The organism is Brevirhabdus pacifica, from assembly GCF_002797755.1.
In the GTDB taxonomy this organism is placed as follows: Bacteria; Pseudomonadota; Alphaproteobacteria; order Rhodobacterales; family Rhodobacteraceae; genus Brevirhabdus; species Brevirhabdus pacifica.
Genome location: NZ_PGFI01000012.1, coordinates 1 through 12,994, shown reverse-complemented (window position 1 = coordinate 12,994; position 12,994 = coordinate 1). Strand labels below are relative to the sequence as shown.

The 12,994-nt window shown below is 67.4% G+C and carries 14 protein-coding genes; 13 read left to right on the top strand and 1 reads right to left on the bottom strand.

The features are described 5' to 3' along the window. The first annotated feature begins 8 nt into the window (after positions 1–8). From secD to CLV77_RS09580, 9 genes are all read left to right on the top strand, one after another. Positions 9–1,670, top strand: a complete 1,662-nt coding sequence (secD, locus tag CLV77_RS09620) for a protein translocase subunit SecD (RefSeq protein WP_076980747.1) — start codon at positions 9–11, stop codon at positions 1,668–1,670. Between the two features lie 11 nt (positions 1,671–1,681). Continuing rightward, positions 1,682–2,647: a protein translocase subunit SecF gene (gene secF, locus CLV77_RS09615; protein WP_076980748.1), complete on the top strand. Its 966-nt coding sequence runs from the start codon at positions 1,682–1,684 to the stop codon at positions 2,645–2,647. Between the two features lies 1 nt (position 2,648). Continuing rightward, a complete protein-coding gene (locus CLV77_RS09610; RefSeq protein ID WP_076980749.1) occupies positions 2,649–3,413 on the top strand; it encodes a sulfite exporter TauE/SafE family protein in 765 nt (254 codons plus the stop codon). A gap of 46 nt (positions 3,414–3,459) precedes the next feature. After that, complete coding sequence (locus CLV77_RS09605) at positions 3,460–3,813, top strand: Mth938-like domain-containing protein (RefSeq protein WP_076980750.1); 354 nt, start codon at positions 3,460–3,462, stop codon at positions 3,811–3,813. A 129-nt stretch (positions 3,814–3,942) separates the two neighbouring features. Further along, positions 3,943–4,593, top strand: coding sequence for a heme ABC exporter ATP-binding protein CcmA (ccmA, locus tag CLV77_RS09600; RefSeq protein ID WP_076980751.1), 651 nt, complete (start codon positions 3,943–3,945; stop codon positions 4,591–4,593). Further along, positions 4,590–5,246: a heme exporter protein CcmB gene (ccmB, locus tag CLV77_RS09595; protein WP_076980752.1), complete on the top strand. Its 657-nt coding sequence runs from the start codon at positions 4,590–4,592 to the stop codon at positions 5,244–5,246. Before ccmA ends, ccmB begins: the two co-directional genes overlap by 4 nt. Before the next feature lie 152 nt (positions 5,247–5,398). After that, positions 5,399–6,127 (top strand): heme ABC transporter permease, encoded by a 729-nt coding sequence (locus CLV77_RS09590; protein ID WP_076980753.1) that lies wholly within the window; start codon positions 5,399–5,401, stop codon positions 6,125–6,127. After that, on the top strand, positions 6,124–6,351 hold the full coding sequence (gene ccmD / locus CLV77_RS16945; protein WP_197685747.1) for a heme exporter protein CcmD: 228 nt from the start codon (positions 6,124–6,126) through the stop codon (positions 6,349–6,351). The genes CLV77_RS09590 and ccmD overlap by 4 nt, the downstream gene beginning before the upstream one ends. A 16-nt stretch (positions 6,352–6,367) precedes the next feature. Then, a complete protein-coding gene (locus CLV77_RS09580) occupies positions 6,368–6,943 on the top strand; it encodes a redoxin family protein (RefSeq protein ID WP_076980754.1) in 576 nt (191 codons plus the stop codon). Here CLV77_RS09580 and CLV77_RS09575 read toward each other — a convergent pair. Next, the gene (locus CLV77_RS09575; protein ID WP_157802044.1) at positions 6,933–8,255 is read right to left on the bottom strand and encodes a S8 family serine peptidase; all 1,323 of its coding nucleotides are present in this window, start codon (positions 8,253–8,255) and stop codon (positions 6,933–6,935) included. The two genes, CLV77_RS09580 and CLV77_RS09575, sit on opposite strands and share 11 nt — an antisense overlap. Before the next feature lie 515 nt (positions 8,256–8,770). Between CLV77_RS09575 and CLV77_RS09570 the strand changes: the two genes are divergently transcribed. From CLV77_RS09570 to CLV77_RS09555, 4 genes are all read left to right on the top strand, one after another. Continuing rightward, positions 8,771–10,576 (top strand): ATP-binding cassette domain-containing protein, encoded by a 1,806-nt coding sequence (locus CLV77_RS09570; protein WP_076980756.1) that lies wholly within the window; start codon positions 8,771–8,773, stop codon positions 10,574–10,576. A gap of 9 nt (positions 10,577–10,585) precedes the next feature. Further along, a complete protein-coding gene (locus CLV77_RS09565; RefSeq protein WP_076980757.1) occupies positions 10,586–11,914 on the top strand; it encodes an HlyD family type I secretion periplasmic adaptor subunit in 1,329 nt (442 codons plus the stop codon). A 30-nt stretch (positions 11,915–11,944) separates the two neighbouring features. Continuing rightward, positions 11,945–12,262 (top strand): hypothetical protein, encoded by a 318-nt coding sequence (locus CLV77_RS09560; RefSeq protein WP_076980758.1) that lies wholly within the window; start codon positions 11,945–11,947, stop codon positions 12,260–12,262. Positions 12,263–12,344: 82 nt separating this feature from the next. Further along, positions 12,345–12,994, top strand: a 650-nt coding sequence (locus CLV77_RS09555) for a hypothetical protein (RefSeq protein WP_211285980.1), incomplete at its 3' end; no start/stop codon positions are given.

Genomic DNA, 12,994 nt, shown 5'->3' with positions numbered 1-12,994 from the left:
AGTTCATCATGCATTTCTCCCTGTTCCGGCGTGTCCTGATCGTGGCCATCTGCCTGGTCGGTCTGGTCTTCGCCCTGCCGAATGTCTTCTACGACCGGGTCGAGCGCCACAACGACGCGGTCAAGTCGATCGAGGCCGGTCTTCCGGTCACCCCCGAGATGACGGCGGACAGGGCCCTGTGGCCCGACTGGATGCCGGCGACGCTGGTCAACCTGGGGCTTGACCTCAGGGGCGGCGCCCATCTGCTGGGCGAGGTGCGGGTGGACGACGTGTATGCCGCCCGCATGGACGCGATCTGGCCCGAGGTGCGCGACGCCCTGCGCGACGTCCGCTCCGAGGTCGGCACCGTGCGCCGGCAGGAAACCGAAGGCGACACGCTGCGCGTGCGCATCTCCAAGCCCGAGGCGATCCAGACGGCGGTCGCCGCGGTGCGCAAGCTGGCCCAGCCCGTCACATCCCTGACCGGCGTGGGCGAGACCGACCTTGAGGTCACGGCCCGCAACGGCGAGATCATCGTCGCCCTTTCCGAGGCCGAGCGTGCCGCCACCGACGACCGCACCCTGCAACAGTCGCTTGAGATCATCCGCCGCCGGGTCGACGAGGTCGGCACCCGCGAGCCCACGATCCAGCGCCAGGGCGCCGACCGCATCCTGATCCAGGTGCCGGGCATCGGTTCGGCTGAAGAGCTGAAGGCGATCATCGGCACAACGGCACAGCTGACCTTCCACCCGGTGGTCGGCCGCACCCAGGACCCCGAGGCCAACCCCGGCGGCCGCAACCTGCTGCTGCCCTCGCTGGACGAGCAGGGGGTCTACTACATCCTGGAAAGCACGCCGGTCGTCACCGGCGAAGAGCTGACCGACGCCCAGCCCGCCTTCGACCAGAACGGACGGCCGGCGGTGAACTTCCGCTTCAACCCCACCGGGGCGCGCAAGTTCGGCGATTACACCGCTGCCAACATCGGCTCTCCCTTCGCGATCGTGCTGGACAACGAGGTCATCTCGGCCCCCGTCATCCAAAGCCATATTCCCGGCGGCTCGGGCATCATCACCGGCAGCTTCTCGGTCGAGGAATCGACCCATCTTGCCGTGCTGCTGCGCGCGGGCGCCCTGCCGGCCAAGATCGACTTTCTTGAAGAGCGCACGATCGGACCCGAGCTTGGCCAGGACAGCATCGACGCCGGCGCCATGGCCAGCCTCGTGGCTTTCGTCCTGGTGCTGGTCTTCATGGCCCTCAGCTATGGCCTTTTCGGGATCTTCGCCAACATCGCGCTGATGCTGAACATCGGGCTGATCTTCGGCCTGCTTTCCGTGATCGGTGCCACGCTGACCCTGCCGGGCATCGCCGGGATCGTGCTGACCATCGGCATGGCGGTGGATGCCAACGTGCTGATCTTCGAGCGCATCCGCGAAGAGCTGAAGACCGCCCGCGGTCCCAGCCGCGCGATCGAGCTGGGATATGAACGCGCGCTGTCGGCCATTCTTGACGCCAACATCACCACCTTCATCACCGCCGTGATCCTCTTCGCCATGGGGTCCGGTCCGGTGCGCGGCTTTGCCGTCACCCTCGGCATCGGCATCATCACGTCGGTCTTCACCGCGATCTACGTCACCCGCCTGCTTGTGGTGCTGTGGTTCGAGCGTCGCCGCCCCAAGACCATCGAAGTCTGAGGAACAAGAACATGCGTCTGAAACTGGTCCCCTCCGAGACCGACTGGAACTTCTTCCGCTTCTGGAAGGTGACCTTCGGTGCCTCGGTGCTGGCGATGATCCTGTCGGTGATCCTGTTCTTCGTGATGGGGCTGAACTTCGGCATCGACTTCCGCGGCGGCACCACCATCCGCACCCATGCCGAACAGTCGGTCGACGTCGGCGCCTATCGCGACGCGCTGCAACCGCTGAACCTGGGCGACATCTCGATCACCGAGGTGTTCGATCCCACCAAGCCCGACCAGAACGTCACCCAGATCCGGATCGAGGCGCAGGACGGCGACGAAAGCGTCACCGCCGAAACCATCTCCCGGATCGAGGAGGCGCTGACGGCCCTGGACCCCTCGATCACCTTCCCGTCGGTCGAATCCGTCGGCCCCAAGGTCTCGGGCGAGCTGGTGCAATCGGCGGTGCTGGCGGTGCTTTTGGCCATCGGGGCGGTGCTGTTCTACATCTGGCTGCGGTTCGAATGGCAGTTCTCGGTCGGGGCGGTCGCGGCCCTTGTCCACGACGTCACCCTGACGATCGGCATCTTCAGCCTGTTGCAGATCAAGTTCGACCTGGCGATCATCGCGGCCCTGCTGACAATCGTCGGCTACTCGCTGAACGACACGGTCGTGGTCTTCGACCGGATGCGCGAGAACCTGCGGAAATACAAGAAACGCTCGCTCCGCGAGGTTCTGAACCTGTCGGTCAACGAGACCCTCAGCCGGACGGTGATGACCTCGGTCACGACGCTGATCGCGCTGATCTCGCTGTTCGTTCTGGGCGGCGACGTGATCCGCGGCTTCGTCTTCGCGATGATCTGGGGCGTGATCGTCGGCACCTACTCGTCGGTCTTCGTGGCCACGGCGATCCTGCTCTACCTCGGGGTGAAGCGGGACTGGTCCAAGCCCGACAACACCGCCGGCAACCAATTCGCCGACATAGACGCCTGACATGGCCGCGCTTGCTCAGTCCGTGACCGAGCTTGCTGCGATCGAAGGCATCTACCTGCTTGTCGCGGCAGCCCTGATCGCAGGGCTGCTGCGCGGCTTTTCGGGCTTTGGCTCGGCCATGGTCTACCTGCCGATCGCGGCCCAGGTGCTGCCACCGATCTGGGTGCTGACCACCCTCATCATGATGGATCTTCTGGGGCCGATCCCCTCGGTGCCCAAGGCCTGGCGCGCGGGGGATCCGCGCGACGTCATGCGCCTGGGGCTGGGCACGCTTGTCGGCCTGCCACTTGGGATCGCCCTGCTGGTGCTGATGGCGCCGGAGACCTTCCGCTACGTTGTCTCGTTCCTGACCCTGGCGCTGGTGGCGGCCCTTGCGGGCGGCGTGCGCTACAACGGTCAGATGGACCGGCGCATGGTCTACGGCACCGGTGGTGTCGCGGGCGTGGTGGGCGGGGCGGTTGGCCTGGGCGGCCCGCCGGTCATCATGCTCTACATGGCCAGCCCGTTGCCCGCCGAACGGATCCGCGCGAACATCCTGATGTATCTGATGGTGTTCGACGTGCTGACCCTGGGCGCCTATCTTGTCAGCGGCCTGCTGGTCTTCAAGGCGATCCTGCTGGGCCTGATGCTGGCCGTGCCCTTCCTGGTCGCGGTGCAGGTGGGGGCCTGGATGTTCAACCCGGCCCACGGGCGGCTATACCGTGCCGTGGCCTATGCCATCATCGTTCTGTCGGCGCTCATGGGGCTGCCGATCTGGAACGGCTGAGCCGGGCGCTCGCGCCCGCACCCACCACCAACCGAGGAGATCCCTCATGCAGCTCAACGAGATCCGGTTCGAGGACAACCAGCCCGTCGCAGGCTATGGGCCCGGCTTCTTCCGTGTCGGCGCGCAGGTGATCGAGGGGCCGGTCTTGCTGTTGCCCGAGGGGGTCTATTCCTGGCGCGGCCTCGAGGATCTGGAGCGGCTGGAGGCCGCCGCCGACAGTATCGACGTGCTTTTCCTGGGCATGGGGGCCGAGATCGCCCATGCACCCGCCCCCCTGCGCGAGCGGCTGGAGGCACGCGGCGTCGGCATCGAGGTCATGGCCAGCCCGCCCGCCTGCCGGACCTACAACATCCTGCTGTCCGAGGGCCGGCGCGTCGGCGCGGCACTGCTGCCGGTCTGAAGGGCAGGGGCCGAGGGCGCGGCGCATGATCGGAACCCCGGCCCGGGCGGCGCGTGGCCTCCCGGTGAGGATGCCGCATCCGGGCGATTGCCGCTTTTTGTCCGCGCGACCCTGCGCTAAGCAAGACCGATGCTGACGGTCGATGCCCTTTCCTGTGCCCGCGGCGGGCTTGCGGTCCTGCACGGGGTCGGCTTCGTGCTGAACCCGGGCGAGGTGCTGATCCTGCGCGGTCCCAACGGCATCGGCAAGACGACATTGCTGCGCACGGTCGCCGGGTTGCAGCCGCCCGTCGCTGGACGGATTGACGCCCCGGCCGAGGGGCTGGCCTATGCCGCCCATGCCGACGGGCTGAAGGCGCAGATGACCGTCGTCGAGAACCTGGAATTCTGGTCCGCGATCTTCGGTGGTCCGCCGATCGACGAGGCGCTGCGCGCCTTCGACCTGGTGGGCCTTCGCAGCCGGCTGGCCCAGAACCTGTCGGCCGGGCAGAAGCGGCGGCTGGGCTTGGCGCGGCTGTTGGTGACAGGCCGCCCGGTCTGGATCCTGGACGAGCCGACCGTCTCGCTGGACCGGGCCAGCGTCGCGCTTTTCGCCGACGCGGTGCGCGCCCATTGCGCCGCCGGCGGCAGCGCCCTGATCGCGACCCACATCGACCTCGGCCTCCAGGCCGAGGTGTTGGACCTGACCCCCTTCCGGGCCGAGGGTGCCCCGGGCGAGGCGTCGCCGCGCCCCCGCGCCGACGCCCCCACCGATCCCTTCGACGACGAGGCTTTCCTGTGATCCGGCTGTTCCTGCGCGACCTGGCCCTGGGCGTGCGCGCCGGCGGCGGCTTTGGCCTGGGGCTGGCCTTCTTCCTGATCCTGGTAGTGCTGGTTCCCTTCGGCGTCGGCCCCGAGCCGCAGTTTCTGTCGCGCATCGCGCCCGGCATCCTGTGGGTGGGGGCGCTGCTGGCCTGCCTGCTGTCGCTCGACCGCATCTTCCAGCTGGATTTCGAGGACGGATCGCTGGACCTGCTGGCGGTGGCGCCGGTGCCGCTGGAAGGGGTGACCGCCGCCAAGGCGCTGGCGCACTGGGTGACGACGGGCCTGCCGCTGGTGCTGATCGCGCCGCTGCTGGGGGTTCTGCTGAACCTGCCGGGGCCGGCCTATTCCTACATGATCCTGTCGCTGGCGATCGGCACGCCCGCGCTCAGCTTCATCGGGGCCTTCGGCGCGGCGCTGACCGTGGGGCTGAAGCGGGGCGGCCTGCTGCTGTCGCTGCTGGTGCTGCCGCTCTACGTGCCGACGCTGATCTTCGGCGCCGAGACGGTCCGGCGCGGGGCCGAGGGGCTGCCGGTGGGCACCCCGCTTGCGATGCTGGCGGGCATATCGCTGGCGGTCGTGGCGCTTCTGCCCTTCGCGGCGGCGGCCGCCCTGCGCATCAACTTGAGGTGAGAGCGACGCCCCGGGCCCGCGCCCGGGTGACGCACCACGCCCGCATTCGCCTGCAACCCCATGAATTCGCGGCCATAAGCGGCGCAGTCCCCCGTTGCCGCCCGGGTCGCTGCGGGCTTGAGCGACCCTCCATTGCAGCGTAGAGAGAACATATGTCGATTTGGGAATATGCGAATCCGAAACGTTTCATGCAGGTCTCGGGCGCGTTGCTCCCCTGGCTTGTCGGGCTGACTCTGCTCACGCTCATCGTCGGGCTGGTCTGGGGCTTCTTCTTTACCGGCGACGATTACCGCCAGGGCTCCACCGTCAAGATCATCTACCTGCACGTGCCGGCGGCGCTGATGGCGATCAACGCCTGGATGATGATGCTGGCCGCCTCGCTGATCTGGCTGGTGCGGCGGCACCATGTATCGGCCCTGGCCGCCCGCGCCGCGGCCCCCATCGGCCTGACCATGACGCTGATCGCGCTGGCCACCGGTGCCATCTGGGGCCAGCCCATGTGGGGCACCTGGTGGGCCTGGGATCCGCGCCTGACCTCGTTCCTGATCCTCTTCCTCTTCTACCTGGGCTATATCGCCCTGTGGGAGGCGATCGAGACGCCCGATACCGCCGCCGATCTGACCAGCGTTCTGTGCATCGTGGGTTCGGTCTTCGCGGTGCTCAGCCGCTATGCCGTCAACTTCTGGAACCAGGGCCTGCATCAGGGCGCCTCGCTGTCGCTGGACAAGGAGGAGAATGTCTCGGACGTGTTCTTCTTCCCGCTGCTGGTCTGTATCGCGGGGTTCGTGTTGCTGTTCGTGACGCTGGTGTTCCTGAGAACGCGGACCGAGATCCGCCAGCGCCGGCTTGACGCGCTTGAGGCACGGGAGCGGCTGGCATGATGCCCGACCTTGGAAAATACGCCGACACGGTGCTGTCGGCCTATGCCGCCTCGATCGTGCTGATCGTCCTTCTTGTGCTGCTGTCCCTGCGCCGATCGGCCGTGGTGCGCCGCCGGTTGGAGGCCGCCGAGGCGCGCCGCGCCCAGGCCCGGAGCGCGGCCCAGGCCCCTGCCACCCCCGCGGATACAGCGCCCGCCGCCAAAGGCACCGCCAGCCGTGTCTAGACCGCGCCGCCCGATCATGCGGACCCTGGTGCCGATCGTGGCGCTGGCGATCTCGGGGTTGCTGCTGTTGATGGTGCTGATGCGCCCCGAGCCCGGGGTGCCGCCGGCACCGGGCACCGCCATCGCGCCGTCGCCGCTTCTGGGGCAGGTCGCGCCCCCCCTGATGCCCGACACGGACGCCACCGCCGCCAGCCCCTTCGGCAACCCGATGATCGAGCTGGCTGGCGCCCAGGGCGTCACGGTAGTCAATTTCTGGGCCAGCTGGTGCCCGCCCTGCCGGGCAGAGCATCCGACCCTGCTGCGCCTTGCGGAATCCGGTGTGCGGGTGATCGGCGTCAACATCGATGATGAGCCGGGCGCCGCCCGCGACTATATCGACGGGGCGGGCAATCCCTTTGCCGCCATCGTCTTCGACCCCAAGCTGCGGGTCGCGGCGGGCTGGGGCGTGACGGCACCGCCGCAAAGCTTCATCATCGACGCCGAGGGACGGGTCGCGGCGGCCTTCCGGGGCGCGCTGATCGGATCGGATTTCGAACAGCGCTTCGTGCCCGCGCTGAAAGCGGCCGGCTGGCAGGGCGAGATCAGCCGCTAAGCCGTGCCAGCACCCGGCGCAGCTGCTGCTCGGACACGGTGACGGGGCCGGTGCCTGCGTCCTTGCCCGACGCCTCCGCCAGAATCTCCAGTATTCGTCGCTTCAGCGCGGCACCGTCGGCCTTCTGCCCCGCGTCCTGTCGTGACAGCAACAGCCCCGCCAGCGCCCCCACCCGAGGCGAGGCGAAGGAGGTTCCCGTCAGCCTGCGCGCCGTTCCTTCAAAGCCGCGTCCCGAGATCTCGACTGCCGGCACCGCCAGCTCGACCAGCCCCGCGCCCCGGTTCGAGCGGGGCCAGACGGCCCCGTCGCGCGTGGCGGCCGCGACCACCAGATGGTTGGGCAGGGCATAGGCCATCGGGTAGACCGGCGCGCGCGCCAGGTCGCGCCCCTCGTTTCCGGCGGCGGTGATGAACAGCACGCCGGGATGCCGCCTCATCGCGTCGCGAAAGGCCGGCCAGGGGCGCTCCCGCCCCGAGGACAGCACCACTACCCGCACCCCGTCCGCGACGATCCGGTCGATCCAGCGGCCCACCTCGTTGCCGGGGTCGCGGGGGCTGTAGCGATAGGGCGCGATGCAGGTGCCCGGCGCCGCATCGGCCATCAGGACGCTGGCAACGGCGGTGCCGTGGCGGGGCGGGGCGAAGGCGCTGATGCGCATGTCCAGATCCCCCGGCGGCACGCCGAAGTCGAAGGGCAGGGCGTCGTCTTCCCAGAAATCGGCGCCCAGCAGCGTCCCGTCCTCCCGGCGCGCCAGCCGCTCGGCGAAGCCCGGCACAAGGTAGTTCAGACCGTTATCCATGATCGCGACCGGGACGCAGGCGCCTTTGGCATCGGTCACGGCGGCGGGCGGAGTGGGGCGCGGGGGGGCCGCGTCAGACCCCGCCTCCAGCCCCCCGGGCAGGGGCGGGTTGAAGGGGGTGGCGGCGGCGCGCGGGCGCAGGTCGCGGCCCAGCGGCAGAAGCGCCAGCGGACGCCAGTCGGCATCGTAGAGCACATGCTCGCCCCCCCGCAGGGTGCAGCCGCCGTCGCGCACAAGGCGCAGGATGGGCAGCTCCCCGTCAGGGCCGCCATAGGCGGAGGTGAAAAGAAGCACCGGGCGGCCCGGGCGGGCGGTCCGGCGCAGCCTCAGCAAGCTGCCGTCAGGCAGGCGCCAGTCCTGCACCGCCTCATCGGCGCCGCCGGCCGAGTAGCGCAGCGCGCCCGCCGTCCGCGCCCCCGCGACGGGGGGCGCGCCTGGGCCCCGCGCACAGACCCTAGCCGAGAGCGCCAGCACCTCGTCCATCAGCGCCCGGAAGGCCTCTGGCGGGGGCATCGCGGGGCCCGTGGCGCGGGCGGGCTGAAGCGGGAGAACCGTGCAGATCGCAATCGCCGCTGCAAATCGCAACAGTCCCGCCTGTGCCTTGAATTGGCGCGGAAAATCGCGGGCGGGACCGGATGGCGCGGCGCGCTTTCGCACAAATTTCATGCATTTGCCATCATTCGACGAAAGGCGCCAAACCGCCAAGGTCGCGAGGATGGCCTTTGAAACAAGGTTGGATCCCGACATCGCCCCTCCTTTCCGGCCCCCGGATACTGCGCGCTGGGACATAATCTGACCACAAAAAAACTGGGAATCTTGGGCCTTCTGATGTATTCAGTGGGGGACCATCCAATTTGCAAGGATGGCGTCCTGACGATTGCCTTGAGGCATTTGAGCATTCCTTTCGAGGACCGGCGCCGATTTTCCGGTGAGGTCCAACATTTTATTCAGACGCCGTTTTCTGGCGTCGGCAAAAGTTTGGTTTGTTGTTCATGGCGGGTGTATCCACCAGTGTTTCGCGACTCCCATTGTCTGGCGAGAAGGCTGTCCCAAGTGCGGCCTTCGATGATCCGCACCAGCGTCTCAACCGCAATCTGACATCGGCCCTGCGCCGCCCCATGCTGCGGGCGGCACTTCCGGTTTTCGTCTTCTCGACGCTTTTCAACCTGCTGTTGCTGACGACGCCGCTTTACATCATCCAGATCTACCAGCGCGTGCTGACCAGCCAAAGCACGGCGACCCTGGCGGTCATCACCGCCGCGGCGATCCTGGCGCTGGCCTTCGCTGTCGGCTTCGACACGGTGCGGCGCACGGTGATGCAGCGGCTCAGCCATCACGTCTATTCCGATATCGGCGAACGGGTGGTCTCGGCCACTCTCGACAGCGCGGTCGACCTGCCGGACCGGGCCCGGCCCATGCGCGACGTGGACGGCCTGCGGCAGTTCTTCGCCAGCCGCGAGCTGCTGAGCCTGATGGACCTGCCTTTCGTGCCGCTTTTCGTGCTGATCCTGTTCATGATCCACCCGATGGTGGGGGCGGTCGCGCTGACGATGATCCTGCTGATGCTGATGCTGACGATCTCCAGCAACATGCTGTCGTCGAACGCCTCCCGGCGGACCAGCGACCAGATGCGCGAGGCTGGCGAGCGTTTCGCCGCCTTCTCCGAGAACGGCACCACGATCCGCAGCATGGGCATGTCCCGCTCGGTCGCGATCAACTGGCTCGAGGGTCAGCTGGCCTTCGCCGAGGAGCTGCGCCGTGCCAACACCGCGACGACCATGCTCGGCGGCTTCACCCAGATCCTGCGGATGACCACCCAGATCATCGTGATGGGCACCGCGGCCTATTACGCGGTGCTGGGCGTCATCAACCCGGGGATGATCTTTGCCTGCTCGATCCTGTCGGTGCGGGCGCTGACCCCGGTCGAGGGGCTGGCGGGCGGGTTCCGCCGCATGGGCCTCGCTCGCGAAAGCTACGCCCGGCTCAAGCGGCTTCTGGGCGCCGCATCCTCCAGTCCCCGGCTGGAGCATCTTCCCGAAAGCGGCGCGCTGGAGGCGACGGCGCTGGTCTACATCCCGCCCCTTTCCCACGTGCGCCAGCCGGTGCTGCGCGGGGCCACCTTCCGGGTCAGCCCGGGCGAGGTGCTGGCCGTGGCCGGACCCGCAGGCGGCGGCAAGTCGGTGCTGGGCCAGCTTCTGACCGGCGCGATCGAGCCGACGACCGGAACCGTGCGCCTGGCCGGGATCGACCTGAAGAACTGTCATCGCGAAAGCCTGGCCGACGCCATCGGCTACCTGCCGCAGATCTCGGACGTGCTGCCGGGCACCATCGCCGAGAACATCGCCCGCTATGGCCATATCGACCCCGAACAGCTGTGGGCCGCCGTGCGCCGCGTCGGCCTCGAGGCCGAGATCGGGACCCTGCCCAAGGGCATGGACAGCCCGATGCGGCTGGCCAGCCAGAGCTTCTCGCCCGGGGTCTACCGCCGGCTGCTGCTGGCGCGCGCGATCTACGGCGCGCCCAAGCTGATCGTGCTGGACGATCCCTGCGTCTACCTGGACCAGGCGGGCGACGCGATGCTTTGCGAGTTGGTCGGCGAACTGAAGGCCGCCGGTTGCACGGTCATCCTGATCTCGCCGCGGCAAAGCCTGCTGCCCCAGGCCGACCGGCTGCTTGTCCTGCATGGCGGCATGATGGAGCCGATCCGCGACCTGAACGAACCGGCCCAGAACCCCCGACAGGCGGCCCGCCCGACCATGGTGCACCCCGCACCGGCGGCGGCCAACCCGCAACCCACGGCCCCGGCCGGAGGCATGCGCCTGATCGGCGAATAGGAGAAGGACATGAGCGACCGCGACATCCCCGCACTCAGGCGCAAGCTGCTCGACGTGACCAGCTACACCCGCCCGATCATGGCGGGCGGCGTGCTGCTCATCGCCTTCGGCCTCGTCTTCGGGGGCGGCGCGGCCTACGCGCCGATCGAGGGGGCGGCGGTGGCGGCGGGCAATTTCGTGGCCCGCGGGCAGAACCAGAAGATCCAGCACCTCGAAGGGGGGATCGTCGCCGAGATCCTGGTCAACGAGGGCGACCTCGTGCGCCGGGATGACGTGCTGATCCGTCTGGACATCACCCAGGCCCAGGCCGAGTTGCGGCGGCTGACGAACGAGTTCAACAGCGGCTCGGCAAGGCTCGCCCGGCTTCTGGCCGAGCGTGAGCGCAAGGCGCGGATCGCCTATCCCGACTGGCTGCTGGAGCGGGCGCGCCGGGACCGGGGGATCGCCCTGCTGATGGCGGACCAGGACATGGAATTCGCCGCAAGGCAGGAATCCCGCGCCACTCAGATCAGTATCCTCGAACAGAAGATCAAGGCCGCCGAGGCCGAGATCGAAGGCTACCGCGCCCAGGCCCGATCGCTCCAGGAAAGCCAGGCCCTTCTGGACGAGGAGATGGCGGCGCTCGACACCCTCCAAGGCAAGGGGTTGATGGGCAGTGAACGCATCTTCCGCACCCGCCGCGAGCTGGTCGAGAACCACGGACGGCAGGGCCAGATCGCGGCCGTGATCGGCACCACCGAGCTGACGATCCAGGAAAACCGGGGCCAGATCGCCAAGCTTCACAAGGAAGGGGTCGAGGAGGCGGCGATCGAGGTCGTGGACCTGCGCCTGCAACTGGGCAAGACCGCAGCTGAGATCGAGACCGCCCAGGACATCATCCGCCGTAGCGAGGTGACGGCCCCCACGGACGGCATCGTGGTCACGCGCCACGTCAACACGCTGGGGTCGGTGCTGGCGCCGGGTGGCGAGGTGGTGGAGCTTCTGCCCCAACCGGCCGACTTGGTGATCGAGGTCGAGGTCATGCCGGCAGACATCGACCGGGTTCACCCCGGCCAGAAGGCCGCCGTCCAGGTCGCCGCGCTCGACATTCCCTATGCCCCGATGATGCCGGGCACGGTCGAATATGTCTCGGCCGACCGCACCATCGATGAGGCCAAGGACAAGGAATATTACATCGTGCGGATCTCGGACGTGGCCCTGCCCGACGACGTGGACGACAGCCGCATCTATCCGGGCATGCAGGTCGAAGCCTTCATCGAGACCGGCTCCCGCACATTCGCGCAATATCTGTTCGAACCCCTCTGGCTCGGCTTCCGCCGCAGCCTGCGGGAAAAATAAGCCAAGACTTTTCAACAAGGAGAAACTTCCGTGAACAACGACAACCGCAACCAGAAAGCCACCTACATCGCCGACACCGGCTTGGGCGAAACCTTCACAGACAGTGTGACCTCGGTCGGCTTCGATGGCGCCAACTTTCGCATCGAGCTTGCCGTCGGCCGCATGAGCGGCGAGGGCGGCAGCCGTCAGAGCACCGTGCACCCCGTTGCCCGGCTGGTGATCCCGATGAACGCGGCCAGCGAGTTTCTGCAGAAACTGGGCGGTGCCTTTGCGGATCTCGAGAAACAGGGCGTGCTCAAGAAAGCGACGGCACCCGGCCGACAGCCGGTGCCCGAAATCGCAAACTGACATTTCCGGGGGCCCCGGTCCGTACCCGGGGCTTCCGCCGCTTTTCTGAAACAGCGCGTTCTTCAATTACTGGAGAGAGAAAATGAGTGATTCAATCTATTATTATTACGCCATAGATACCGTGAGCGGAGATTACTACTACGGGTATGTCTACGACGACGGCACCTACGGATATTACAACGGATACACCATGTCCTCGTCGTCCGAGACCGGCGGGACCTGGGATTATTACGTCTACGACAGCTACGATTACGGCTATTCAACCGGCCTCGTCGGTCAGAACTACGTCTATTATTACTACGACGGTGAGACCGGTACGAACTACACGCCCTATTACTATGACGCCGGCTACGCCTCGGGCAGCTCGGGGCTAGGTACCGAGTTCGACTATATCTACGACGGCTCCAACTACGACTATTTCGGCTACGGCTATTACGAGGCCGACGTGTCGGCGACCAGCACCAACGACACGATCTACTACTACTACGCGGTGGAGAGCACGTCGGGTGACTACTACTACGGCTGGGTCTATGACGACGGCAGCTACGGCTATTACAACGGCTGGTCGGCGTCGGTCGGCTCGGAGACGGGCGGGACCTGGACCTACTACATCTACGATGCCTATGACGCCGGCTCGTCGGGCAGTTCGGGCGAGACCTGGTCCTACTACTATTACGACGGCGAGACCGGGTCGGCCGACTACACCTACTCCTACGACAGCGGCTATGCCTC

Coding starts and splice junctions, on each gene's coding strand:
- CLV77_RS09565 (WP_076980757.1), top strand. CDS start 10,586: ATGAGCGACCGCGACATCCCCGCACTCAGGCGCAAGCTGCTCGACGTG.
- CLV77_RS09605 (WP_076980750.1), top strand. CDS start 3,460: ATGCAGCTCAACGAGATCCGGTTCGAGGACAACCAGCCCGTCGCAGGC.
- ccmD (WP_197685747.1), top strand. CDS start 6,124: ATGATGCCCGACCTTGGAAAATACGCCGACACGGTGCTGTCGGCCTAT.
- secF (WP_076980748.1), top strand. CDS start 1,682: ATGCGTCTGAAACTGGTCCCCTCCGAGACCGACTGGAACTTCTTCCGC.
- CLV77_RS09590 (WP_076980753.1), top strand. CDS start 5,399: ATGTCGATTTGGGAATATGCGAATCCGAAACGTTTCATGCAGGTCTCG.
- secD (WP_076980747.1), top strand. CDS start 9: ATGCATTTCTCCCTGTTCCGGCGTGTCCTGATCGTGGCCATCTGCCTG.
- ccmA (WP_076980751.1), top strand. CDS start 3,943: ATGCTGACGGTCGATGCCCTTTCCTGTGCCCGCGGCGGGCTTGCGGTC.
- CLV77_RS09580 (WP_076980754.1), top strand. CDS start 6,368: ATGCGGACCCTGGTGCCGATCGTGGCGCTGGCGATCTCGGGGTTGCTG.
- CLV77_RS09575 (WP_157802044.1), bottom strand. CDS start 8,255: ATGCCCCCGCCAGAGGCCTTCCGGGCGCTGATGGACGAGGTGCTGGCG.
- CLV77_RS09610 (WP_076980749.1), top strand. CDS start 2,649: ATGGCCGCGCTTGCTCAGTCCGTGACCGAGCTTGCTGCGATCGAAGGC.